This window comes from Pedococcus sp. 2YAF34 (assembly GCF_052114585.1).
GTDB lineage: Bacteria > Actinomycetota > Actinomycetes > Actinomycetales > Dermatophilaceae > Pedococcus.
On the sequence record NZ_JBFRFA010000003.1, the window covers coordinates 166,198 to 188,646 of the forward strand.

At 69.9% G+C, this 22,449-nt stretch carries 24 protein-coding genes; 6 read left to right on the forward strand and 18 right to left on the reverse strand.

Annotation, left to right across the window (positions count from 1 at the left end; all coding sequences use genetic code 11):
* Positions 1-79: 79 nt before the first annotated feature.
* From AB4Z02_RS03170 to arsM, 6 genes are all read right to left on the reverse strand, one after another.
* Entirely contained in the window at positions 80-799 is a 720-nt protein-coding gene (locus AB4Z02_RS03170; RefSeq protein WP_441969230.1) for a VOC family protein, read from the reverse strand.
* The gene (ppsA, locus tag AB4Z02_RS03175) at positions 789-3,182 is read right to left on the reverse strand and encodes a phosphoenolpyruvate synthase (protein ID WP_441969232.1); all 2,394 of its coding nucleotides are present in this window, start codon (positions 3,180-3,182) and stop codon (positions 789-791) included. The genes AB4Z02_RS03170 and ppsA overlap by 11 nt, the downstream gene beginning before the upstream one ends.
* 72 nt (positions 3,183-3,254) lie before the next feature.
* Positions 3,255-4,094: a pyruvate, water dikinase regulatory protein gene (locus tag AB4Z02_RS03180; protein WP_056883349.1), complete on the reverse strand. Its 840-nt coding sequence runs from the start codon at positions 4,092-4,094 to the stop codon at positions 3,255-3,257.
* 58 nt (positions 4,095-4,152) lie between these two features.
* On the reverse strand, positions 4,153-4,572 hold the full coding sequence (locus tag AB4Z02_RS03185; RefSeq protein ID WP_441969235.1) for an arsenate reductase ArsC: 420 nt from the start codon (positions 4,570-4,572) through the stop codon (positions 4,153-4,155).
* Complete coding sequence (gene arsB, locus AB4Z02_RS03190) at positions 4,565-5,659, reverse strand: ACR3 family arsenite efflux transporter (RefSeq protein ID WP_441969237.1); 1,095 nt, start codon at positions 5,657-5,659, stop codon at positions 4,565-4,567. The genes AB4Z02_RS03185 and arsB overlap by 8 nt, the downstream gene beginning before the upstream one ends.
* Positions 5,656-6,594 (reverse strand): arsenite methyltransferase, encoded by a 939-nt coding sequence (arsM, locus tag AB4Z02_RS03195; RefSeq protein WP_441969239.1) that lies wholly within the window; start codon positions 6,592-6,594, stop codon positions 5,656-5,658. Before arsM ends, arsB begins: the two co-directional genes overlap by 4 nt.
* 43 nt (positions 6,595-6,637) lie before the next feature.
* Between arsM and AB4Z02_RS03200 the strand changes: the two genes are divergently transcribed.
* Positions 6,638-6,976, forward strand: coding sequence for an ArsR/SmtB family transcription factor (locus AB4Z02_RS03200; RefSeq protein ID WP_056883346.1), 339 nt, complete (start codon positions 6,638-6,640; stop codon positions 6,974-6,976).
* Positions 6,977-7,018: 42 nt separating this feature from the next.
* Here the strand turns inward: AB4Z02_RS03200 and AB4Z02_RS03205 are convergent, their stop codons facing one another.
* On the reverse strand, positions 7,019-7,660 hold the full coding sequence (locus AB4Z02_RS03205) for a GNAT family N-acetyltransferase (RefSeq protein ID WP_441969241.1): 642 nt from the start codon (positions 7,658-7,660) through the stop codon (positions 7,019-7,021).
* A 278-nt stretch (positions 7,661-7,938) separates the two neighbouring features.
* On the opposite strand from AB4Z02_RS03205, the gene AB4Z02_RS03210 reads away from it, so the two are divergent.
* The 5 genes from AB4Z02_RS03210 to AB4Z02_RS03230 all read left to right on the forward strand — a co-directional run bounded on the left by AB4Z02_RS03210 (position 7,939) and on the right by AB4Z02_RS03230 (position 13,823).
* Positions 7,939-9,033: a glycosyltransferase family 1 protein gene (locus AB4Z02_RS03210; RefSeq protein ID WP_156399894.1), complete on the forward strand. Its 1,095-nt coding sequence runs from the start codon at positions 7,939-7,941 to the stop codon at positions 9,031-9,033.
* Complete coding sequence (locus AB4Z02_RS03215; protein ID WP_441969243.1) at positions 9,021-10,088, forward strand: glycosyltransferase; 1,068 nt, start codon at positions 9,021-9,023, stop codon at positions 10,086-10,088. Before AB4Z02_RS03210 ends, AB4Z02_RS03215 begins: the two co-directional genes overlap by 13 nt.
* Positions 10,085-11,107, forward strand: coding sequence for a glycosyltransferase (locus tag AB4Z02_RS03220; RefSeq protein WP_441969245.1), 1,023 nt, complete (start codon positions 10,085-10,087; stop codon positions 11,105-11,107). Before AB4Z02_RS03215 ends, AB4Z02_RS03220 begins: the two co-directional genes overlap by 4 nt.
* The gene (locus AB4Z02_RS03225) at positions 11,104-11,952 is read left to right on the forward strand and encodes a glycosyltransferase family 2 protein (RefSeq protein WP_441969247.1); all 849 of its coding nucleotides are present in this window, start codon (positions 11,104-11,106) and stop codon (positions 11,950-11,952) included. Before AB4Z02_RS03220 ends, AB4Z02_RS03225 begins: the two co-directional genes overlap by 4 nt.
* 137 nt (positions 11,953-12,089) lie before the next feature.
* Entirely contained in the window at positions 12,090-13,823 is a 1,734-nt protein-coding gene (locus tag AB4Z02_RS03230; protein ID WP_441969249.1) for an alpha/beta hydrolase, read from the forward strand.
* A 637-nt stretch (positions 13,824-14,460) separates the two neighbouring features.
* On the opposite strand, the gene AB4Z02_RS03235 is transcribed toward AB4Z02_RS03230, so the two are convergent.
* The 11 genes from AB4Z02_RS03235 to AB4Z02_RS03285 form a co-directional block, all read right to left on the reverse strand.
* Positions 14,461-14,871, reverse strand: a complete 411-nt coding sequence (locus AB4Z02_RS03235; RefSeq protein WP_441969251.1) for a hypothetical protein — start codon at positions 14,869-14,871, stop codon at positions 14,461-14,463.
* Positions 14,872-15,033: 162 nt separating this feature from the next.
* Entirely contained in the window at positions 15,034-15,237 is a 204-nt protein-coding gene (locus tag AB4Z02_RS03240; RefSeq protein ID WP_441969253.1) for a hypothetical protein, read from the reverse strand.
* Between the two features lie 484 nt (positions 15,238-15,721).
* The gene (locus tag AB4Z02_RS03245; RefSeq protein WP_441969255.1) at positions 15,722-16,534 is read right to left on the reverse strand and encodes a potassium channel family protein; all 813 of its coding nucleotides are present in this window, start codon (positions 16,532-16,534) and stop codon (positions 15,722-15,724) included.
* A gap of 585 nt (positions 16,535-17,119) precedes the next feature.
* Positions 17,120-17,416 (reverse strand): hypothetical protein, encoded by a 297-nt coding sequence (locus tag AB4Z02_RS03250; protein ID WP_441969297.1) that lies wholly within the window; start codon positions 17,414-17,416, stop codon positions 17,120-17,122.
* Positions 17,409-17,780 (reverse strand): phage terminase small subunit, encoded by a 372-nt coding sequence (locus AB4Z02_RS03255; protein WP_441969257.1) that lies wholly within the window; start codon positions 17,778-17,780, stop codon positions 17,409-17,411. The genes AB4Z02_RS03250 and AB4Z02_RS03255 overlap by 8 nt, the downstream gene beginning before the upstream one ends.
* 674 nt (positions 17,781-18,454) lie before the next feature.
* On the reverse strand, positions 18,455-18,946 hold the full coding sequence (locus AB4Z02_RS03260; protein WP_441969259.1) for a hypothetical protein: 492 nt from the start codon (positions 18,944-18,946) through the stop codon (positions 18,455-18,457).
* A gap of 69 nt (positions 18,947-19,015) precedes the next feature.
* Positions 19,016-19,789 carry a hypothetical protein gene (locus AB4Z02_RS03265; protein ID WP_441969261.1) on the reverse strand — a complete coding sequence of 258 codons (774 nt, stop codon included), beginning with the start codon at positions 19,787-19,789 and terminating at the stop codon, positions 19,016-19,018.
* Entirely contained in the window at positions 19,786-19,995 is a 210-nt protein-coding gene (locus tag AB4Z02_RS03270) for a hypothetical protein (protein WP_441969263.1), read from the reverse strand. Before AB4Z02_RS03270 ends, AB4Z02_RS03265 begins: the two co-directional genes overlap by 4 nt.
* The gene (locus AB4Z02_RS03275) at positions 19,992-20,306 is read right to left on the reverse strand and encodes a hypothetical protein (RefSeq protein ID WP_441969265.1); all 315 of its coding nucleotides are present in this window, start codon (positions 20,304-20,306) and stop codon (positions 19,992-19,994) included. Before AB4Z02_RS03275 ends, AB4Z02_RS03270 begins: the two co-directional genes overlap by 4 nt.
* Before the next feature lie 659 nt (positions 20,307-20,965).
* Complete coding sequence (locus tag AB4Z02_RS03280) at positions 20,966-21,631, reverse strand: hypothetical protein (protein ID WP_441969266.1); 666 nt, start codon at positions 21,629-21,631, stop codon at positions 20,966-20,968.
* A 358-nt stretch (positions 21,632-21,989) separates the two neighbouring features.
* Complete coding sequence (locus AB4Z02_RS03285; RefSeq protein WP_441969268.1) at positions 21,990-22,166, reverse strand: helix-turn-helix domain-containing protein; 177 nt, start codon at positions 22,164-22,166, stop codon at positions 21,990-21,992.
* Positions 22,167-22,449: the final 283 nt, after the last annotated feature.

Below are 22,449 nucleotides of genomic sequence, written 5' to 3' on the forward strand. Positions count from 1 at the left end.
CCGTGGGTCCGGCGGGGTGCGATCAGCCCTCGTTCAGACGCACGGCGCACGAACCCTGGCCGAACGGCCGACGCCGGGTTCAGGCGCGCACGCAGAGCTCGTTGCCGTCGGGGTCCAGGAGCGGCAGCCACTCCTCCGCCAGGCACGCCGGGTCAGCCAGGGCGGGGTCGACGCGGCTCGCGCCGAGCGCGACGAGGCGCTGCACCTCCGCCGTCACGCCGTCGTCCCCCACCGGCGACAGGTGCAGGTGGAGGCGGTTGCGGGCCGTCTTCTGCCGCACCGGAGGACCGCCCCAGGAGATCTTCGACCCGCCACGCGGCGACTGGATGGCCGTCTCCTCGTCCTGGTCCCAGACCAGCGGCCAGCCCAGGGCCTGGCTCCAGAAGTAGCCCACCGCCTGCGAGCCGTCGCTCGACAGGGCGCCGATCGTCCCCGTACCGGCGAGGAAGCTGTTGCCCGGCGGGATCACGCAGAGCTCGTTGCCCTCCGGGTCGGCCATCACCACGTGCTCGGCGTCCGGGCCCTGGCCGATGTCGAGGTGGCTGCCGCCCAGCTCGAGGGCTCGGTCCACCGTCTCCTGCTGGTCCTCGAGGGAGGAGCTGGTCAGGTCGAAGTGCATCTGGTTGGGGACGTCCTTCGGCGCCGTCGTCGGCACGAACCGGATCGGGAACTCGGTCTCGGTGACGGGCAGGACCGCCGTGCCGACACCGAGCGGGCGTCGCAGGACCCCGGACCAGAACGACGCCAGCCCGGCCGGGTCGGCCGCGGCGACGACCAGCGCCTCGAGGTCACTCGCCATTGCCGCTTCCCCGCTTCGCCAGGCGCAGCCAGGTGTCGACGACGGTGTCGGGGTTGAGGGACATCGACTCGATGCCCTGGTCGAGCAGCCACTCGGCGAGGTCGGGGTGGTCCGAGGGACCCTGCCCGCAGATGCCGACGTACTTGCCCCGGGCCCGGCACGCCTCGATGGCCATCGACAGCATCCGCTTGACCGCCGGGTCCCGCTCGTCGAAGCCCTCGGCGACCAGGCTCGAGTCGCGGTCGATGCCGAGGGTCAGCTGGGTCAGGTCGTTGGACCCGATGGAGAACCCGTCGAAGTGGTCGAGGAAGGCGTCGGCGAGCACTGCGTTGGACGGGATCTCGCACATCATCACGACCTGGAGGTCGTTCTCGCCGCGGCGCAGGCCGTGCTCGGCGAGCAGGTCGATGACGCCCTTCGCCTCGGTCACGGTCCGCACGAACGGGATCATCACCTTGACATTGGTGAGCCCCATCTCGTCGCGCACGTGGCGCAGCGCCTCCGCCTCCATCGCGAAGCACTCGGCGAAGTCCTCGGACAGGTACCTCGCGGCGCCGCGGTACCCGATCATCGGGTTCTCCTCGTGGGGCTCGTAGCGCTGCCCGCCCAGCAACCCCGCGTACTCGTTGGACTTGAAGTCGGACATGCGCACGATCACCGGCTCGGGCGCGAAGGCGGCCGCGAGCATGGACACGCCCTCGGCGACGCGCTTGACGAAGAAGTCGCGCGGGCTGTCGTACGCGGCGATGAGGGCCTCGACCTCCGCGCGGATCCCGGGCTCCTGGTCCTCGAGCTCCAGCAGGGCGCGGGGGTGGATGCCGATCTGGCGGTTGATGATGAACTCGAGGCGGGCGAGCCCGACACCGCGGTGCGGCAGGCGGGAGAACTCGAACGCCTGGTCCGGGGTGCCGACGTTCATCATGATCTTGACCGGCAGCTCTGGCATGTCGCCCAGCGCGGTCTCCGAGACCGTGAACCTGCGCAGCCCCTCGTAGACCCGGCCGGTGTCGCCCTCGGCCGCCGAGACGGTGACCTCCTGCCCGTCGGCGAGCGCGGTCGTCGCCGAGCCGGTGCCGACCACGGCGGGGATGCCGAGCTCGCGGGCGATGATCGCGGCGTGGCAGGTGCGGCCACCACGGTTGGTCACGATCGCGCTGGCCCGCTTCATGATCGGCTCCCAGTCGGGGTCGGTCATGTCGGCGACCAGCACGTTGCCGGGCTCGAAGTCGTGCATCTGCTCGGCGGAGGCGAGGATCCGCACCGGACCCGCGCCGATCTTCTGGCCGATCGCCCGGCCCTCGACGAGCACCGGTCCGCGCTCGTCGAGGGTGAAGCGCTGCTGGCTGGTGCTCCCCTGGCGGGACTTCACCGTCTCGGGGCGCGCCTGGAGGATGTAGAGCTCGCCGTCGAGGCCGTCGCGTCCCCACTCGATGTCCATCGGGCGGCCGTAGTGCTCCTCGATGGCCAGCGCGTGCCGTGCCAGCTCGGTGACCTCGTTGTCGGTGAGGCTGAGCCGCACCCGTTCGGCCGGGTCGACGTCGACGAACTCGGTGGTGCGTCCCACCTCGGCGTCGTCGGTGTAGACCATCTTGGTGGCCTTGTCGCCGACGCCGCGCTTGAGGACGGCCGGGCGGCCGGCGCGCAGGGCGGGCTTGTAGACGTAGAACTCGTCCGGGTTGACCGCGCCCTGGACCACTGCCTCGCCCAGGCCGTAGCTGCTGGTGATGAACACCGCGTCGGGGAACCCGGACTCGGTGTCGATGGTGAACATGACGCCCGAGGCACCGATGTCCGAACGCACCATCCGCTGCACGCCGGCCGAGAGCGCGACCACCGAGTGGTCGAAGTCGCTGTGCACGCGGTAGGCGATGGCGCGGTCGTTGTAGAGCGAGGCGAAGACCCGCTTGATCGCGAGCAGCACGCTGTCGATGCCGCGGACGTTGAGGAAGGTCTCCTGCTGTCCCGCGAACGAGGCGTCGGGCAGGTCCTCCGCCGTCGCGCTCGAGCGGACCGCGAAGCTCACCTCGTCGCCGTGCTCCCCCACGAGCCGCTCGTACGCGGTACGGATGTCCGCCTCGAGGTCCGGGGGGAAGGGCTGGCGCTCCACCGCCTCACGCAGCTGCCCGCCGACGTCCGCGAGGGCGCGGGTGTCCTCGACGTCGAGGGAGGACAGCATCCCGTTGATGCGGTCGGCCAGGCCCTCGTGCTCGAGGAAGCGCCGGTAGGCGTCGGCCGTGGTCGCGAACCCGTCGGGCACCCGGACGCCGGCGGCCGAGAGGTGTTGGACCATCTCGCCGAGCGACGCGTTCTTGCCTCCGACCGCGTCGACGTCGGTGAGACCGAGGTCGGCGAACCAGGCGACGTTGGGGGTGCTGCCGGTCACGGGCGTTCCTTTCGACGTGCGGCGCCGTTGCCGCGGTGCGTCAGAGGTTAGAGCAGGTTCCCGGGGACCCCGTCAGAGGAGCCCGTTGAGGTTGGTGCTCTGCATGATGACGGCCGCCATCTCCTCCACCGACATGGAGGCCGAGTTGATGGAGGGTATGCGGTGTGCCCGGTAGAGCGCCTCGGCCCGGCGCAGCTCGTAGCTGCACTGACCCATGCTGGCGTACACCGAGCCCGGGCGGCGCTCGCCGCGGACCTGGCTGAGGCGTGCAGGCGTCGACAGCAGGCCGAAGCACCGGTCGACCAGGCCCCGGATCGGCCGGGGCAGGCCGCCGACGTCGAAGTCCTCCTCGACCAGCGGGTAGTTGGCGACCTTGAGGCCGTGCTGCAGCGCGAGGTACATGGAGGTCGGGGTCTTCCCGCACCGCGACGGCGCCACGAGGATGAGGTCGGCGGACTCGAGGTGCCGGAGGCTGGCGCCGTCGTCGTGCTCCATCGCGTACTCGATCGCCTTCATCCGCGCGTCGTAGCGGCGGGTGTCCCCCAGGCCGTGGAGCGGGGCGCCGCCGTGGGTGGCGTTGACGCGCAGCACCCGCTCGATGGTGTCGAGGTGGGTGCCGAAGAGGTCGATGAACGCGCACCGCGTCTCCTGCAGCTCCTTGCGGACCTCGTCGTCGGAGACCGACGAGAAGACCAGAGGTGTCACCGAGCCCGTGCAGGCCTCGTCGAAGATCCCCCGCACCTCGCGGGCCCGCTCGATGGTCGTGACGAACGGGAACTTGCGCCGCTGGAACGTCACCGAGGGGAACTGCTGGAGCATGAGGTTGCCCAGCGTCTCGGCCGAGATGCCGGTGCCGCCCGCGACGAAGAAGACCGGCGTGCTGTGGGGGCTGGTCTCGACGTCGGAGGTCACGCACACACCTTGGCGTGCGCGTCAGCGGTCGGCAAGCAGGGTTCCTCCACCCGGAACCTCACACGCCGGTGACGGGGATGCCCAGATCCTCGAGCAGCGCGCTGACCCGGCGCTTGATCTCGTCGCGGATCGGGCGCACCGCGTCGACGCCCTGCCCGGCCGGGTCGTCGAGCTGCCAGTCGAGGTAGCGCTTCCCCGGGTAGAACGGGCACGCGTCGCCGCACCCCATGGTGATGACGACGTCGGACGCCTGCACCGCTTCGGGGGTCAGCAGCTTGGGCGTCTCCGCGCTGAGGTCGATGCCCTCCTCGAGCATGGCGTCCCGGACCGCGGGGTTGACGCTGTCCGCCGGCGCCGAGCCCGCGGACCGCACCTCCACCCGTCCTGCGGAGAGGTGGGTCGTGTAGGCCGCAGCCATCTGGGAGCGCCCGGCGTTGTGGACGCACACGTAGAGCACGGAAGGGCGGGGGTCAGGCACGGGGGGCCTCCTCGGGCGTGGGGTGCGGGAACCGGTTCCTCAGGGCGAGGCTGACGTAGACGAGGGCCACGAGGACGGGCACCTCGATCAGGGGGCCGACCACGCCCGCCAGGGCCTGGCCGGAGGCGACCCCGAAGGTGGCGATGGCAACGGCGATGGCCAGCTCGAAGTTGTTGCCGGCGGCGGTGAAGGCCAGGGTCGTGGTCCGCTCGTAGCCCAGCCCCAGGGCCCGGCCCAGCAGGTAGCCGCCGCCCCACATCAGGGCGAAGTACGCCAGCAGGGGCAGCGCGATCCGCGCGACGTCCAGAGGGTGGCTGGTGACCTGCTCGCCCTGGAGGGCGAACAGGACCACGATCGTGAACAGCAGCCCGTACAACGCCCACGGACCGATCCTGGGCAGGAAGGAACGCTCGTAGCGGTCGCGGCCGACGCTGCGCTCGCCGAGGCGCCGGCTGAGGTAGCCGGCGAGCAGCGGGAGACCGAGGAAGACGAGGACGCTGCCGGCGATCTTCCACGCCGAGACGTCGAGGCTCGACCGGTCGAGGCCGAGCCACCCGGGCAGCACCGACAGGTAGAACCACCCGAGGACCGCGAACGCCACGACCTGGAACAGGGAGTTGAGCGCGACGAGGACGGCCGCCGCCTCGCGGTCGCCGCAGGCCAGGTCGTTCCAGATGACGACCATGGCGATGCACCGCGCCAGCCCGACGATGATGAGCCCCGTGCGGTACTCCGGGAGGTCGGGGAGCAACAGCCACGCCAGGGCGAACATCAGCGCCGGCCCGACCAGCCAGTTGAGCACGACGCTCGAGACGAGCAGGCGGTGGTCCCCCGTCACCGTGTCGAGCCGGTCGTAGCGCACCTTGGCCAGCACGGGGTACATCATCACGAGCAGGCCGACGGCAATCGGCAGCGAGACCCCGTCGACCTGCACCGCGGACAGCACGTCGGACAGGCCGGGGACGAGCCGCCCCAGGAGGAGCCCGAGCGCCATGGCCGCCAGGATCCAGACCGGCAGGAAGCGGTCTAGCGTCGAGAGCCGGGCGGCTACCGCGGGCGACCGCACCCCGGTGGTGGGCGACGTCACGGCTTGCGCGCCCGGACGAACGCGCTCGCGAAGGCGCCGTCCAGCGCGTCGACGAGCTCTGAACGACCCATGCCCTCGGGCAGCTCGATTGCGTCGGTGACCTCCGCCATGCCTGTCAGGTCGTCGCGCGTGTAGCCGCGCGTCACCTCGACCTCGGCGTCCTCGAACCCGGCTGCCGTGAGCTTGTCGACGAACTCCTCGCTGCGCAGGGCCCCGGAGATGCAGCCCGTCCAGAGCCGGACGACGCCCTGCAGCTCGGCCGCGATCGGGCGCAGCAGCACGATGTCGGAGACGGCGAAGCGCCCACCCGGCCGGAGCACCCGGAACGCCTCGCGCAGGACGGCGTCCTTGTCGGTGGAGAGGTTGATGACGCAGTTGGAGATGACCACGTCGACGGAGGCGTCCGGGAGCGGCACGTCCTCGATGGCCCCCTGCAGGAACGTGGCGTTGTCGATCCCCGCCTCGGCCTGGTTGCGCCTGGCCAGCTCCAGCATCTCGTCGGTCATGTCCAGGCCGTACGCGGTGCCGCCCGGGGCGACCCGTCGCGCCGAGAGCAGCACGTCCAGGCCGCCACCCGACCCGAGGTCGAGGACGTCCTGGCCGGGACGGAGCTCTGCCAGCGCGGTCGGGTTGCCGCAGCCCAGGGACGCAGCGAGGGCCGTGCCCGACGGCACGGAGTCCGCGTCGTACAGGCCACTGCTGATCGGGTCGACCGCCAGGGCGCTGGTGCCTCCGCAGCAGCCGCCACCGCCGCAGCACCCGTTCTGCGCCTCCTGTGCCGAGCTCTCCGGGGCCGACGTGTCGCCGGTCGGTTCGTTCAGCAGGCTCGTGGCCGCGGCGGCATACCGCTCGCGCACCGCCTCACGGACCTGTTCGTCACTCATCTGCACGCCGGCCATGGCCACTCCTTGATTTGAGAACTGTCGAATCAGCACGTCCAGCATGGTGCGCTGGTTTGACATCTGTCAAGATAGCCGCATGCCCGTCCTCGAGTCAGAGCCGAAGGTCCGCCAGGCCAGCTGCTGCGGCCTCGCGACCTCACCCGTCACCGCCGAGGACGCGGAGCGGCTGGCGCCGATGTTCAAGGCGCTGGGCGACCCGGTCCGGCTGCAGATGGCCTCGATGATCGCCGCGCAGCCGGAGCTGTGCGTCTGCGAGATCACGCCCGCCTTCGACCTCTCCTCGGGCACGATCTCCCACCACCTCAAGACCTTGCGCCAGGCCGGTCTCGTCGACTGCGAGCGCCGCGGCACCTTCGTCTACTACTGGGTCCGACCCGAGGCGCTCGCCGCCCTGTCCGCACTCCTCACCGCCTGAGGGCCCTGCCCGGCCATTCGTCGGTGAAGGCACCGGATGGGGTCAGCCGCCGAAGAACGACCGGCACTGCGCGAGGCCGTCGACCGTGACCTCGGGCCGGGGCCGCGACTGCCACCCGCTGCGGGTCAGCCGCAGCCGGTCGGACACCAGGACCTCGTCTCCGCGGGCGTCACGCGAGATCCCGTCGTGCTCGTAGCCCAGCTTGCGGGACACCCCCTGGGACGCGGCGTTGTCCTGGAAGACCTCGGTGAGCGCGGCCTCGGCGCCGAGGTGGTCGAAGGCGAGGCTGAGCGCGGCCTCACGGGCCTGCGTACCCAGTCCTCGTCGGTGGTGCGCCAGGCCCAGCCACGAGGTCGTGGCCACCTCTCGCACGACCGGGAAGTCCGTGGCGCGCACCGTGACCACGCCCACGGGTCGGTCCCCCTCGAAGACGCCCAGGCCCAGGCGCCAGTCGTCCACCTCCCACGCACCGAGCCGGTCCCAGTGCCCTTGGAGCACCGATCGCGATCGTTCCTCGGCGCTGCCCTCGGTCCACGGGGTGAGGAACGGGCGCTCACCGGGCTCGTGCACCCCCGTCCCGGCGAGCTGCGCCAGCTCGACGAGCTCCTCCTCGCGCGGGAGCCGCAGCTCGAGCCGAGGGGTGCGGATCGTGAGTCCGAAGAGGGGCCAGACGTCGGTGAGCATCCGGCGACCCTCTCACGGCCCCCGCGGCTCGACCACCGGAATCGGGTCACCGCGAGGACCTGGCGCCGGGGCCTGTCGTCGCGACCTCGTCGTCAGGGCCCCGTCGCGAGGGTCGCCGTCGCGAGGGTCGCCGTCGCGAGGGTCGCCGTCGCGGGGGTCGCCGTCTTCGGTGGTCCGGGTTACGTTGAGGTCAGTAACCACGAGCCGGTCAAAACATGCGCCAGCTGCCCTGTCGGGCTGTGCTGGCGCACGCTCGACGCCTTCCCCTGGAGGATGTCTTGAGCATCGTTGTGGCTTCCATCCCGTCCGGTCACGTCTACGTCCGGCACCTGTCCCCCGTCCCCGGGGCCGGCCCTGGCCCCGCTGCGGTCAGCCGGCTCGCCGACCCGCCGGCGGGTGACTCCCCCGACTCTCCGTGGTGGCCCCCGCGCATGCTCACCGCCGAGTGGGTTCGTGCCCACGCCGCCGAGTTCGACGTCATGCATGTGCACTTCGGCTTCGACGCGCTCTCCCCGCAGGACCTGCGCGACGTCGTCACGGCCCTGCGCGAGCACGACAAGCCGCTGGTGCTGACTGTCCACGACCTGCGCAACCCGCACCACACCACGGCCGACGCCCACGACGCCCAGCTCGCGGTGCTCGTCGACGCAGCCGACCACCTCATCACGCTCACCCGAGGCGCGGCCGACACGATCGCCGCGCGCTGGGGTCGCACAGCCACCGTCCTGCCCCACCCCCACGTGGTGCCACAGGCCTGGGTCGAGCGCCCGCGACCCACGGGATCGGCGTTCGTGGTGGGCCTGCACGCCAAGAGCCTGCGCGCCAACATGGACCCCGTCGCGGACCTCGACGCCGTGGTCACTGCCCTGACCGGTGTGCCGGACGCCGTCCTGCGCGTCGACGTGCACACCGACGTCATGACACCCGGGATGCGCCACCACGACCCCGGCTTCGCCGCGCACGTCCACGACCTGGCTCGCCGCGGGCAGGTCGACCTGCACGTCCACGACTACTTCACCGACGACGAGCTCTGGGCCTACCTCCAGGGACTCGACGTGTCCGTGCTCCCCTACCGCTTCGGCACCCACTCCGGCTGGCTCGAGGCCTGTCACGACCTCGGGACGTGGGTGGTCGCCCCCGACTGCGGGTTCTACGCCGAGCAGCGACCCGTCCTGTCCTACTCGGCAGACGGTGCCGAGCGCGCGGCGACCCTCACCGCGGCCGTCCGGGTGGCGCACCGTCGCCACCAGGCAGGCCTGACGGCGCCCAGGGCCACCTGGCCGGCGCGAGCCGCCGAGCGCCACGAGCTGGCCGCGGCGCACGAGCACGTCTACGCCACGGCGCTCGAGCGGAGGCTCGCGTGCACGTCGTGATCCTCGGGGCCGCCAAGCACCCGTTGCGCCAGCCCTTCGCCGGCGGACTCGAGTCCCTGACCTGGGCCCTCGTGCGCGGCCTGCGCGCTCGAGGCATCGAGGTGACCCTGTTCGCCGGAGCCGGCAGCGACCCGGCGCTCGACGCCCGGGAGATCACGGTCGACCCCCTGGTGCTCAGCGAGGACGCGCGCGGTGACGTCACCATGCCGCCGGAGACGTGGCTGGCTGAGCACCACGCCTACCTGCAGGTGATGCTCGAGCTGCAGCGACGGGGCGACGTGGACGTGATCCACAACAACAGCCTCCACTACCTGCCCGTGGCCCTCGCCCAGTCCTGCCCGGCCCCGATGTTGACGACGCTGCACACGCCACCGACCCCGTGGCTGGAGCCCGCGATCGCGCTCATGGACCAGAGCCGCAGCCGCTTCGTGGCCGTGAGCGAGCACACCGCCCGCCAGTGGGGCCACGTGACCCGAGCCGCCGTCGTGCACAACGGGGTCGACACCGCCAGGTGGACCCCGGGCCCCGGCGGCGAGGAGCTCGTGTGGATGGGGCGGGTGGTCCCCGAGAAGGCCCCTCACGAGGCCGTGCGCATCGCCGCCGCCAGCGGACGGCGCATCCGCCTGGCCGGCCCGGTCGGCGACGTCGCCTACTTCCGCGACCGGCTCGAGCCGCTCCTCGGCGACCACGCGCAGTACGTCGGCCACCTCGAGGTCGCGGCTCTGCGTGACCTCGTGGGGCGCAGCGCCGCCCTGGTCGTCACCCCCGACTGGGACGAGCCCTACGGCCTCGTCGCCGCCGAGTCGATGGCCTGCGGGACACCGGTCGTGGGGTACCGGCGTGGGGGCCTCCCCGAGTTCGTCCCTGCCGACTGCGGCACGCTCGTCGAGCCCGGCGACGTGGCGGCGGCCGCGGCGGCGGTGGACGAGGTCTGTGCCATGGACCGTGCGCGGGCCCGCGCCCACGCGGTGGCCCACTGCTCGCTCGACGCCATGGTCGACGCCTACGTCGCGGCCTACGGCGACCTGCTCCTGGCTCCCGAGGTGGCCGCGTGATCGGGTACTACGCCCACCACCAGGGGGCGGGTCACCTCACACGGATGCGCAGCATCGCGGCCGCCCTCGATCAACCTGTCTGGGGCCTGAGCTCCGCCGCGCCACCGCCTGGGTGGGAGGGCGGCTGGACGACCCTGGCGCGCGACGACGACCCGCACCCCGGCGCCCTGGCGGACCGCGACCCGACCGCCCACGGGGTGCTGCACTGGGCCCCGACGCACCACGAGGGGCTGGCCCGCCGGTCGGCCCAGATCGCCCGGTGGGCGGCCGAGGAGCGCCCCAGCGCCCTGGTCGTGGACGTCTCCGTCGAGGTGACGCTCCTCGCCCGGCTCTGCGGGGTGCCCACCGTCGTCGTGGCGATGCCCGGTCGGCGCGACGACCACCCCCACCGCCTGGCCTACGACACGGCCGACGCCCTCCTGGCGCCGTGGCCGCGGGGTGCGCACGACCTGCACTGGCCGGACCGCTGGTTCGCCAAGGCGTGGTTCGTCGGCGCCATCTCGCGGTTCGACCACCGAAGCCTCCCGGACCCGGTCCCCGCAGCCCGCCCGGGTCGCACGGTCCTGGTCCTCTGGGGTGCCGGTGGCCACTCCACGACGGCCGCCCAGGTGGAGCAGGCCCGAGCGGCCACCCCGGACTGGACGTGGGTGGAGCGGTCGCCCGGCCGGGGCGCGTCCGGGGACCTGTGGGCCGACCTGCAGGCCGCGGACGTCGTCGTCACCCACGGCGGCCAGAACGCCGTGGCCGAGGTCGCCGCGGCCCGCCGGCCCGCGGTCGTCGTCGCCCAGCCCCGGCCCCACGACGAGCAGGTGGCGACGGCACGCAGGGTGGACGACTGGCGCATCGCCGTGGGGTGCGCGTCGTGGCCGTCTCCCCGCGAGTGGCCCGAGCTGCTCGACCGCGCCCTGGCACGCGGCGGGCAGCGGTGGTCCCGCTGGTCGACGGGCGACGGCGCCGCCCGGGCGGCGGCCCACCTGGACCGGCTGGCCGGCGACCTCGTCCCGGGCGCAGGGTCGTGAGCACCCACCGGACAGCCGTCGTCACCATCGCCCGGGGTCGCCACGAGCACCTGCGCGGGCAGGCGTGGGGCCTGCGCAGGCAGTCCCGCCCCGCGGACCTGCACGTCGTCGTGTCGATGGGCGACCCCGAGGTGGTCACCGTGGCCCGGGAGGTCCTGCCCGGGGTGCACACGTCCTTCATGGACGCCATGGGGGCCGACCTGCCGCTCGCCTCCGCGCGCAACGTCGGGGCGGCCGTCGCGCTCGAGGCGGGAGCCGACCACCTGGTCTTCCTCGACGTCGACTGCATCCCAGCCGAGGGGACCGTCGCCCGCTACGACGAGGTCCTGCAGGGCGTGTCCGCACGCCCGTTCCCGGTGGTGGTGTGCGGCGAGGTGGCCTACCTGCCACCGGCTGACCATCCTGCCGACTACCGGCGTCCGGGGCTCTGCGACCTCGCCGACCCCCACCCGGCCCGTCCCCGGCTGGCCCCCCGGGAGGTGGCCGAGGACGGCGACGTCCGGCTGTTCTGGTCGCTCTCCTTCGGCGTGACCGCGGACCACTGGCGGCGTCTCGGCGGGTTCAGCGAGGACTACACGGGGTATGGCGCCGAGGACACCGACTTCGGTCAGCGGCTCGCCGCCGCGGGCGGGAGCCTCGTGTGGACAGGGGGCGCAGCGGCATACCACCAGCACCACCGCACGAGCTCGCCGCCGACGCAGCACCTGCACTCGATCATCAACAACGCCAACGTGTTCCGCGACATCTGGGGATGGTTCCCCATGCAGGGATGGCTCGACGGGTTCGCGGAACTCGGATTGGCCCGTATGGACCCAATGTCGGGCAGGTGGGTCGTCTCCCACTGACCACGGGCCGGCCCGTTGGCAGGCACCGGGACGCCAACGGTGTATCGGGACCTTGTGCGAGGCGCCGCAGGGCCCCTACCGTGGACAGACGCCGTCCGTCGTCGGGGGCGAGCGGCACCGGGGTGGAAGAGGACGTCATGTCCAGACGCTCACGCATCGTTGCCATCGTCCTGGCCGGAGCCGTCTCACTCGGGATGTCGGCCACCAGCGGCTCTGCTGCCCCTGCCGCCTTCCCATCTGACCGCGGGGGTACGGGCAACGCCGCCGTCCCGGTGCTCGACTGGGGCCCGTGCGGTGACGACTTCGGGGGTTCGGAGGGGCCACCCGGAGCGACGTTCTCCTGTGCGTGGGCCACGGTCCCGCTCGACTACGACCGGACGCAGGGCCAGACGCTGCGGATCGCGCTCAAGAGGCTCGAGGCCAGTCAGCCGACGCGGCGGATCGGGACCCTGTTCATCAACCCCGGCGGCCCGGGCGGCTCGGGCGTGGACTTCGCCTCCTTCGCGTGGGCCCTCTTCCCCCAGGACGTGCTGGACCGGTTCGACGTCGTGGGCTTCGACCCCCGTGGCGTCGCCCGCAGCAACCCGCTGGTCTGCTTCCGTTCCTTCCAACAGCTCGACAACGTCTTCGGTGGTGTCCCGGCCTTCCCCCTCACCCGGTCCGAGTACCGCACCGTCGATGCCGCCTACACGACCTACACCTCGCTCTGCGAGCGCAACGGCGGCCCGGTCCTGGACCACATGTCGACCGCCGACGTCGCCCGTGACCTCGACCTCCTGCGCCGTGCCGTCGGCGACCGTGGCCTGACCTACGCCGGCTACTCCTACGGGACACAGCTGGGCAGCGTCTACGCGAACCTGTTCCCCGGCAACGTACGGGCCCTGGTCGTCGACGGCGTGCTCGACCCCGTCGCCTGGACGACCGGTCGCAGCGCAGCCGACCGTCGACTCCCGTTCTCGTCGCGACTCGGCAGCGACCTCGGTGCGAGCGCGTCCCTGGGCCAGTTCTTCTCCCTGTGCGGACGGGCCGGCCCCGACGTCTGTGCCCTCGCCGCCCAGGGAGACCCGCGCACGGTGTACGACGCCACGCTTGCAGCGCTGCGGCGGAAGGGCCCGGTCGAGGTCGACTTCGGCGACGGCCCGGAGCCGGTCTCCTACCAGGACGTGGTGGGAGCCAGCCTCGGAACCTTCTACTCACCGTACGGATGGGGCGACCTCGCCTCGGGCGTGAGCCTGGTGGCCGCGGCCGTCGGCGTGGCGCCGGTCGCCGCGACCTCGCCGTCGTCGCCAGCTGCCGCGGCGGCCTCCGCGTTCGCCAAGCGGGAGCCGATGCCGCAGACCTTCGAGGGTTTCGAGGGGGTGGCCTGTTCGGACTCCGTGAACCCCACCTCTCGCGAGGCCTGGTGGGACGCAGGCATCGCACGCGACGCGCTTGCCCCGTACTTCGGCAGGGCCTGGACCTGGGCGTCGGCAGGGTGCGCCACCTGGCCCGGCCGGGCCGACGACCGCTACACCGGCCCGTGGACGGCGAAGACGTCGGCTCCGGTGCTCGTGGTCGGCAACACCTACGACCCTGCCACCCCGTACGCCGGGGCCCAGACGGTGACGAGGCTCCTTGCCGGTTCGCGCCTGCTCACGGTCGCGGGCTGGGGCCACACCTCGCTCGGCTACAGCACGTGTGCCACGACAGTGGTCGGTCGGTACCTCGTGAGCCGGGTGCTGCCGGTCCAGGGGACGCGCTGCTCGTTCGACGACGTGCCGTTCGAGGACGCCGGCTCAGCTGCTGCTCGCGCCACGGACGCGCGTGCGGCGGGTATCGAGCGGGCGCGGGCGATCGTGCTCTCAGGCCTGCCGCGGGCGCCCCGGCGGTGAGAACTCGCGCACCGGGCCCGGCTGTCCGGGTGCCCGCCCGAGCGGTGACCACGGTCAGACGTTGAAGCGGAACCTGTCACGCACGACCGGACATTGACTAGCAGTAACGGTAGAACCCGTTGACCTGCGGAAATGCTTATTCGGGGTGACGGTAGCTAACGGTCCCTGTCTGCCCTACTGCGGGCAAACTGCGGGCAGAGAACAGAGCACGCCCACACCTTGAGGACTGCTCAGTAACCCTAGATCGCCTCGCGACACTGCTCCGGGGTATGGCAACTCGGGACAATGCCGCACTCTGCTACCAGCCTTCGCGGGCCATACCCTTGGCGCGCAGTTCGGCCCTGAGGAGTTCCGGCTCCCGGCGCAGAGACACGCGCCAGAGGCTGCGGCCCTCATGGGTGGTCCAGCACCCAGGACCGGCCCACGCGACCCAGCCCTTGTCCGCGAGGTCTTGAGCCCACGCCTGCATGGAGACACCGCTGTCTGGGTCCCAATCGTGCAGGAGGTACTGCCACATGCCACTGACAATATGGCCGAGGGCCGACAAACCGACGTGGCTAGTGACAACCCGCACCCGAACTTAACCGCCAGGTTGGATGTAAGGGACTAAGTGCCGTCAGCTGGAGTGCCTGCTGGATCAATCGGGATGACCGCCCCCCAACTGTCGTTGCAGGGTTGCCGCGGCCATCCCGAGCAGGTTTGCGTGCAGTAGAAGGGTCTTTACCTCCACCATATCAATGACCCGAAGTGGTGACCGGAGACCCAATGTCAAGAGCTCCCCGTCATAGGCAGGCATGTAACCGAGCCCCCCCACCGTCAGCTGGCCAGCAGCCCTCAATGCCTCCCCTAAGTCGACGCGACCGACGTATCCGATCGGCGCCTCGATGAGAATAAACTCTAGATCGGGTGGAATGATTTCCTTTCTCAGGATCATGGAACATGATTCGCCGTTGCTTAGCCCGACCTCGAAGCGTGTGATCGAGTCATTGAGCCGCTCTCCACCCCACGTCTGTTCCACCGCACCGCGGACTTCATTCCAAACTGCCATCTTGGTTCTCCCCACTTAGGTGGTTGGCTTGGGCTAGATCCTGTCGATGCTCGCCCAGGAAACTCATGGCCCGTGTGCCGCTGCCACGTCCAATTGGCGCAAGTAAGACAGATCGAGAACAGCCCCGGCGCTGACACCGAGGCTGTTCCTGTGGCTTGAGGGCTATCGGCGCTGGCTAGTACCCGCATCACGTGCCGCCTGGGCCGCTGCCTGGTCGCGCCGAGCATTCTCCTGCCTCGTGGCGATTTCAGCCGCCTCCTTGGCCTGCTTAGCCATTTCCGTTTGCTGCTTCTGGAATTCCTGTGCCTCCTTGATGCGGTCTGCGTCCGCCTGCTGGTGGTAACCCGAAGGAACGTCGTAGGCCATGACTGAACTCCTGAAGATAGGTGAAGCACGTGAAACGAGGGTTAGCAACGCCACCAGATCTCAAGCCGACCTCGTTGACCTCAACGTGCAAAGTCGGCGTCGCCCAAACGGCGGGGCAGTCTGCTGCCCCTGCGCTCGCAGCCGTTACTAGAGCCAAGGGCGCCAGGCTGACGCTACGACCGAACCCCCGTCGCCACGTCCACCAAAGTTGCTAGGACATCAGCCGCTGGCCGCCAGAGGCCTTGCAGGCGCTGATGGGGTCGGTGGTGGCTATGGCACTCGTGAGGCACATCGGTGCCGGACTTGACCCCCTGGCAGCAGTCGCCGGCAGTGAGTACTAGGGCTGACTGACAAGACCGCCCATTCGTCCCTAGGCGCTTGCAGCACGTCTCGAGGCCGCCGTCACATGCTTCGCCAAGTCGGGTCCACTGGCGAACCGCCGGATCTACTCCGGAACTATGTACAGCTGGGCAGGACGCCGCACCTAGTCCTCCGATGATTGACCCTCCGCGAGTCGATCCACGGAGCCCCGCTCGAGCCCAGCACCCGGAGCGAGCGACCCCCGTTGATTCTCCGTGTCACCGCGTAGAGCCGAAATTTCCTGCCGCAGGGCTCGCACCTCCACACTCAGGTCCAACACTTCGACCTCGGTACGTGCCTCAGCGGCTTGCACCTCTGCGACCTTCTCCACGAACCATGACGCCAGCGCGGCGGTGATGACGCCGAGCAAGGCGATCCCGGTGAGCATGAGACCGACGCCGACCAACCTGCCTTGCGTAGTGGTGGGGAACTGGTCGCCATAGCCCACGGTGGTGATGGTGGTGGCCGCCCACCACAACGCGTCGCCGAATGACTCGATGTTGTGATCGGGGTTGGCTCGCTCGGCATCGAGGACAGCAAGCGCCGCCACGAAGCCCACCACCGCCACAGCTGCGGCCACGTATGCGACCACCTTTCCGCGCACGAAGGCTTGCCCTCGACGACTAAGGATGTTCAGTGCCACGACGGCACGCAGCGCGCGAAGGGGCCGGAGCATGGGCACGGCGAGCGTCAACACGTCGAGCCAATTGCGGCGCAGGAAGTGCCAGCGTCGCTCGGCAAGGCTCAGCCGGGCCAGGAGGTCAATGCCGAAGATGCCCCACACGACCCACGAGGCAGCGGTGCAAGTGCGCGCGGCTGTAGGTGAGAGGTCGGGCTGGAGGATTGGCCACGCATAGGCCGCCAGGAAGAGCACAGCGGCCAGGAGGAGCGGTCCGCTGCTGCGCTGCTCCCAGCGTTCAACCTGCCTGTCTGACACGGTGGCGACCGTATCGAACGCACCACGCGTCCGCAGGCTCTCGACGTCAGGACGCCCCCCGCAAGTCACGCCGGGGATAGCGATCTTTGTCCTTGTGCGTCGGTAGTCCGGGGCCGGACACTCTGCTTAGGAGATGAGGCTCGTGCGGAACGTGAAGCAAGCCCTTCGGTGGACGCGACTCAAGCTACGGCGGCTGCGCGTGCTAGTCAGAGACGAGGACCGCGACACCTGGTACGACGACCACAAACATGGGGACGGCAAGCCACCCAACGTCGGTGGGAACCTCTGGGGCACGGGTAGCGGGGGAGGCTAGGCGGGGTGCCATGGTGGGGACGATGGTCCCGCGCTAGGCGCGCGGGATGCCCCTAGGCTCGGCCGTGCGAGTCCTTCGGGATAGCTTGCGACAGGCGTCGTGGATGTGTAGCCGCCGTGTTCCCCTCGCCCGGCCGCCCGCCCGGCGCCTGTCGTGACGGCGCACAGAGAAATGCTCACGTCCCCCTCGACGCGAGCACCGCTCTCCCACCCGTCCTCAGGGTCCACCCGCGGTCGCCTCATGGCAAGAGCCCAGTCCTTTTCGCCAGCCCGCTAAGTGTGGGCGTCCTGGCCGGCACATGCGGCCCGGAACCTTCGCCAGTCCGGTCTGCCTGCGTAGGTCTGTGACTCGTAGCCGTTGGCGAGGCACCACCTGCTCACCACCTGTTGGTACACGCGGCCGCCCATCCGCAGGCGGCTGATGATCTGGCCGTCCACGAGGTCGGGGAACCGCTCTGCCAGCGCGGCCTCGTCGTGCCAGACGGGATGGGAGACGTCCATGAGCTCGGACGGCACGCCGGAACCTGCGCGGACAGGGGTGGCACCTCTGGCTTTGCGTCGGTCACTCATCGACGATCCTCCAGCCCAGCGCGGCAAGGGCTCGCGGAGTGAGGCCCAGCGCCTCGGCGGCATATCTGGCCTCCTGCGCCTGCCAAGCCGAGGCCCGGTCAGAGAACACGGCCTGCTCGTAAGTGACCAACACTGCGACGGTCCCGCGGGCGGTGTCGTCCCACTGTGTCGCCTGGGGTGACTCCCACAGCTCGCGCCACCGCTCGACCTCGGCTGCCGTCCACTTCCTCCCCTTGGGCGGGTCGGGCACGGGCAGGGTGCACCCTGCCGCTGGAAGCTCGATCAGCGCCGACCGTGGGCCGGAGGACACCGGGCGGCGGTGCGCCCTGGAGTGTGGCTTAGAGGCGTTCTTAGGTGCTGCCATCGTCAGACCCTTTCGTGCTCAGCGTTGAGGTTGATTGGTACGCAAACCAGCGAGCGCTCTCTCCAGCGGTTCGGGCGGTAGGTCGGCCGCGGGACACCCCCCGGGTGCGCCTTCGCGTTCCTCCACACATGAACGACGAGAGTTCCGTCCTCTCGAGCCGACCGGCGCTCGCTAATTCGGAATCGTCAAAACGCATCGGGGCTCATTTGGTTTGCGTCATCATTTTCGGTATGGGGTTAACTAGATCGGGCCTGCTGATAGCCGCCGCTTGCGCGGTGTCAGGGCTAGTGGGGGGCGCGGCAGGCGGCTTCGTCGTGGCGAAGTCTGTGGTGAATGACCAGCCGGTCCAAGGCCCCGCTGGCCCAACTGGGCCAATGGGGGCACGGGGACCAGCAGGCCCGCCAGGAGCGGCGGGGGCCAGGGGGCCTGCAGGCGTTGACGGGACGAACGGCAAGGACGGTCGAGACGCCCAACCGGCGTACGACCTGAACTTTCCGTGCAGCAGTTTGGGCCAGTCGGTGAAGGTGCTGACCGACGTGAGCGTCCTCGACAATGGCATCGGCACGTACATCGTTAGTCCGAAGACCACCACGGTGTGTTCGCTTCGATAGCGGCGCATCGCGGTTGTATCGATTGAGGCTCCCAGCGGTGCGTGGTATCTGATGTCGTGCCGCTTAGCGGGCACTGAGCGGCACGGGTGGCGCGGGCCACTGGTCGCCTTCGCTGAGCTCGGCTTCGACGCTGTAGTTGGTGGGTAGCCCGTATCGGAGGTTGGCGTCGGGGAGTCGGACGTTGCCGTACTGGGTTCCCGTGACGGGCGGTGAGTCGCCTCGGGTGAAGCGGGGTTGGCAGCGGCGCACCTTCACTGTGGTGCCGTTGCCCGTGGGCTTGGGGTAGAGGACGAGGTCGGCGAACTGCTCTGCGCCCACGGTGTAGGTCTCGAGGGTGGCGGGCTGGTCGGCTTCGTCGGGTTGTGGTGTGTTGCCGTTGACGGTGACGAACAGGTAGCCCTTGCCGGAGTCGTTGCGGACCCGGATGGCGTGCACGTCGGTGGGGAAGGTGATGGTGTCGGTGGTGTCGAAGGGCCGGTCAGGGTGCCGGTCTCCGGCACCGAAGGCGTTCTGCTGCACGCCGGTCTGGCCGGCGCTCAGGGTGTAGGTCGTCATGAGTTCCTCTGCTGTTTGGGGGGAGGCGGGCACGGGGCTGCGTGCCCGCCTCCGGCTTGGCGGGTGTTGTCAGGCGCTGGTCGGGTTCAGCCAGAAGGCGTTGCGCTCTCGGGCTTCGGCGATCCGGGTCTGCCGTTCCTGCGCCTCGCGGGCGTCGCTGACGCCGCGTGCACCGTGGGACACCTTGACGGCCTCCTGGACGGTGTTGAGCCGCAGGGTGAAGCCGGCGTGCGCGAGGGCGTGGAACGCGTCCCCTGCGCCGGTGTAGGCACGGCGTGCGACGTCGAGGTGCTCGAGGTCGTGGGCGCCTTCGATGTACCAGGTCACGTCCTGCTCGGGGTGGCCCGCGCAGTCGGCGACCTGGACGCGGCAGGAACGGATGCGGGCGAGGGTGGACAGGGCCGCCTCGAGTCCTTCGTTGGCGGCGACTGCGGCGGATCCTGCGGCGATGAGCTGGGTGGCAGTCACGTCCGGTGCGAAGTGACGGCCGGCGAGCTGGACGCCAGCGGCGGCGGCGTCAAAGGCCGGGCGCAGGGCTTTGACGATCTGCTCCTCGCGTGCCCCGAGCCATCGACGCAGGGTGGTGTTGGCTCCATCCTCTACGGCCGCGGCGGCGAGGTGGACGCGCTCCGACCCTGCCGCGAGGGTGGCGGCGCTGATAATGCGGTCAGCGGCGTTGGCGCTGGTGATGTCGCCGTTGGAGTAGGCGGCGCGCAGGTCCTCGATCGGCTGGGCGTTGCGGGTGTCCCGGGCGGCGTGGATGACGGCCAGCGCCTCGGTGACGGTCTCGTCGGTCTTGACGCCGAAGCGCTTGAGGTCGGTGATAAGTCGGGTGTAGTTCACAGTTCTGCTCCTGAGTTGGTGGCGCCGAGGGCGGTCATGAGTGAGGTGGTGAGGGCGTCGGAGTTGAGGGCCGGCGGGGGCATCAGGTCGGGTGCGCCGGGTTGAAGGTGGGCGGGTCGGTGCTGCTCGCAGGGTTCGATCGCGTGGCCTTCGAGGTGTGACTTGAAGGCGAGTGCGACGTCGCGGGGGCAGGTGCATTCGGTCATGCGAAGATCCGTTCATCGGTGGGTTTCGGCTTGGCCTGTCTGAGCTCGCGGGCGCATTCGCTACAGCCGCGGCCCTTGGCGTCGACGGCGATTCCGTGGTGGGCGCGGCACCTGTATGGGCTGCCGGCGTGGGGCCGGTTGAGTACGTGCCTCGCCACGTTGACGATGCGGTAGCCGCAACCTTCGGGGCAGGTGATCTTGATGCACTGTTCGCGCATGCGGTTGAGGATCAATTCGGTTCCGAGTTCGCTGCTGTTGCAGCTAGCCCTGTGGTTGAAGAAGTGGTTGGGGTCAAAGGTTGAGAGGGTCATGCGACCTTTCGCTTTGGCTTAGGGGAGCGGACGGTGCCGCCCCAGGTGAAGTGCTTTTCCTTGCGAGCGTCGGCTGCTGCGGTGCACACCTGAAGGACGGGGCATCGGGCCGAGACGCACTGGAGTGCGGCCCAGTCGAGATCGGCGTAGTCGTCGCTGGTCCACCGATCGGCGTTCTGCCGGTCCTGGCACGGTGTTCGCGTACCTGCCGCGTCAAGGCGGTCAAGGGCAGCCTGAAGGTCCCCTCGCGGATTCACGCCGCTCCCTCTGACAACTGCAACCCGTGCAACTCCTGCAACTGGGTTTCGTTGGGCGCGTGGTCTACGCGGCGCAACCGTCGCGCTGCAGCAAGGGCGGCCCGACATTCGGCGATACCAGCCCGCGTGCCTTCCTCAGTACGCGGCTCGAGGAAGTGCCTGTAGGCATGGGGCAGCGCGTCCCCAGGTGTTGCGTTGAATGGGTCCCAGGTGTCGGCTGGCTCCTCATCAATGCGCTCACCATCGATGCTGTACCGGTGGCTCATGCGACATCCCCCAGCCTTCGGCGGTTCTGCGCATGCCGGCGCTTCCCCTTATCGACAAGGTGGCGGCGTCGCTCCAATGAGCAGGCGGGGCAGAGAGCGGGTCGATCCTCGGTGTGCTCGCCACAAATACAGAGACTCATTGCGACACCTCGCGTACCGGACTGAGCCTGCGAGCGCGCTTCGCCTCACGCTCTGCCGCCTTCGTGGCGATGAAGTCCTTGATCTCCGGTGGCATTGGCACCGGACGCTCATCGGGGTCGAGCGCCGCGTCAGCGGGGCGCTCGTGCCCCTCCCCATTCCCCAACTCTCTCCCTACGGTCGAGTTGGGTTGAGTAGCAGTTGAGTTCGGTTTGGTATAGGCGTGAGCGTCCGAAGCGGAGTCCACGGCGGACTCCACCGTGGAACCTTGGCGAATGGCTGGGCAGAACTTGGCGTCCTTGCACAGGGAGTGGTCGCCATGGTCATGCTGTCGGCGACGGTTCTTGTCCGCAGCCCAGCGGGCGCGCGTGCGCTTGATCTGGTCAGCCGGGAAGGCATGCTCGTCGTAGCCTTCAATCTGGTAGCCCCCTTCTGGGTGAACCGACCAGAAGCCCAACTCGACCAGTCGCGCTATAGCCTTCGCCGCCCGTGCAGGCTCCACTGCGAGGCTCACGCGCTTGGCCATGGCGCTTGAGATCCGCCCGTCCTGGAGCTGCTGGTCTGAATAGACGAGGGCCGCGACGTGAACGGCAAAAGCGTCGCCACCCGCGCCGACCCACCGCTCGTCCCCGGTGTGGCTTGAGTCGAGCCTTATGAACGTCATGCCGCGTCTCCGTTCATGGCTCGCCGATGCCATTGCCCCAAGGCGAGCAGTTGGCGGGGCGTGGCGCCGAGGTGAACTGCGAACCATGGGCACTCGCGGCAGATGACCCGGTGGCGCTCCGCCTCCACGTAGGTGGGGTGGGGCGCCTCACCGCCATTGGACGGCACCTTCCAACCTCCGCGGTCCAGACGCTGTGGCGCACGGCGTCGCAGCTTGTGACCTGCGGTCACGCCCCGGTGATTCGTGGGATTGGTGTTGTCAGGCATGCGTTCCTCCAGGGACGAAAAAGGGCCGGACCCCTGACGGGGTCCGGCCCTTGCTTGATCGGGAAGGGGGACGTCGCTTCCAGCCTGCACAGTCAGGCAGCGGCTGCGAACTTCTCATCGACGAACTTCTCTAGATCGCCTCGCCTGAACATCCGGCGGCGTCCAAGCTTCGCGCTGTGCGGGGCCTGGCCGGTCTGCATCCAGTGGCGCAACGTGGCCAGAGGAACGTGCAGGTAAAGAGCGGCTTCCTCGGTGGTCAACAGGTCCATTACGGGCCTCCTATCTCTTCTTCGGGTGGGATGTGATGTTGCTGATCGCTTCGTCCGCAGTGGGGTCGAGCCACTGTGTTGCTTGACGCCCGCGGGCTGCGGGGGCAGAGCGGATTCCGGGGGCGGCATTTCGAAGGATGTAGGTGGCGAAATCACATGGGGGTTGAGCGTCGATGTACGACCTCGAGATTCTCGACACCTTTGATCGCGAGAGCTGGGTCCCGCACTGGCTGAGAATCTGCGTTGCATCCCGTATTGCCTGATCGAGCGACTCTGGGCGCAC

Excerpts from the sequence above, each read along its gene's own strand:
- AB4Z02_RS03250 (WP_441969297.1), bottom strand. The coding sequence starts at position 17,416 with ATGAGTGACCGACGCAAAGCCAGAGGTGCCACCCCTGTCCGCGCAGGT.
- AB4Z02_RS03280 (WP_441969266.1), bottom strand. The coding sequence starts at position 21,631 with ATGACGTTCATAAGGCTCGACTCAAGCCACACCGGGGACGAGCGGTGG.
- AB4Z02_RS03255 (WP_441969257.1), bottom strand. The coding sequence starts at position 17,780 with ATGGCAGCACCTAAGAACGCCTCTAAGCCACACTCCAGGGCGCACCGC.
- AB4Z02_RS03285 (WP_441969268.1), bottom strand. The coding sequence starts at position 22,166 with ATGGACCTGTTGACCACCGAGGAAGCCGCTCTTTACCTGCACGTTCCT.
- AB4Z02_RS03200 (WP_056883346.1), top strand. The coding sequence starts at position 6,638 with ATGCCCGTCCTCGAGTCAGAGCCGAAGGTCCGCCAGGCCAGCTGCTGC.
- AB4Z02_RS03230 (WP_441969249.1), top strand. The coding sequence starts at position 12,090 with ATGTCCAGACGCTCACGCATCGTTGCCATCGTCCTGGCCGGAGCCGTC.
- AB4Z02_RS03275 (WP_441969265.1), bottom strand. The coding sequence starts at position 20,306 with ATGACCCTCTCAACCTTTGACCCCAACCACTTCTTCAACCACAGGGCT.
- AB4Z02_RS03170 (WP_441969230.1), bottom strand. The coding sequence starts at position 799 with ATGGCGAGTGACCTCGAGGCGCTGGTCGTCGCCGCGGCCGACCCGGCC.
- AB4Z02_RS03270 (WP_441969263.1), bottom strand. The coding sequence starts at position 19,995 with ATGACCGAATGCACCTGCCCCCGCGACGTCGCACTCGCCTTCAAGTCA.
- AB4Z02_RS03240 (WP_441969253.1), bottom strand. The coding sequence starts at position 15,237 with ATGGCCTACGACGTTCCTTCGGGTTACCACCAGCAGGCGGACGCAGAC.
- AB4Z02_RS03260 (WP_441969259.1), bottom strand. The coding sequence starts at position 18,946 with ATGACGACCTACACCCTGAGCGCCGGCCAGACCGGCGTGCAGCAGAAC.
- AB4Z02_RS03205 (WP_441969241.1), bottom strand. The coding sequence starts at position 7,660 with ATGCTCACCGACGTCTGGCCCCTCTTCGGACTCACGATCCGCACCCCT.
- AB4Z02_RS03235 (WP_441969251.1), bottom strand. The coding sequence starts at position 14,871 with ATGGCAGTTTGGAATGAAGTCCGCGGTGCGGTGGAACAGACGTGGGGT.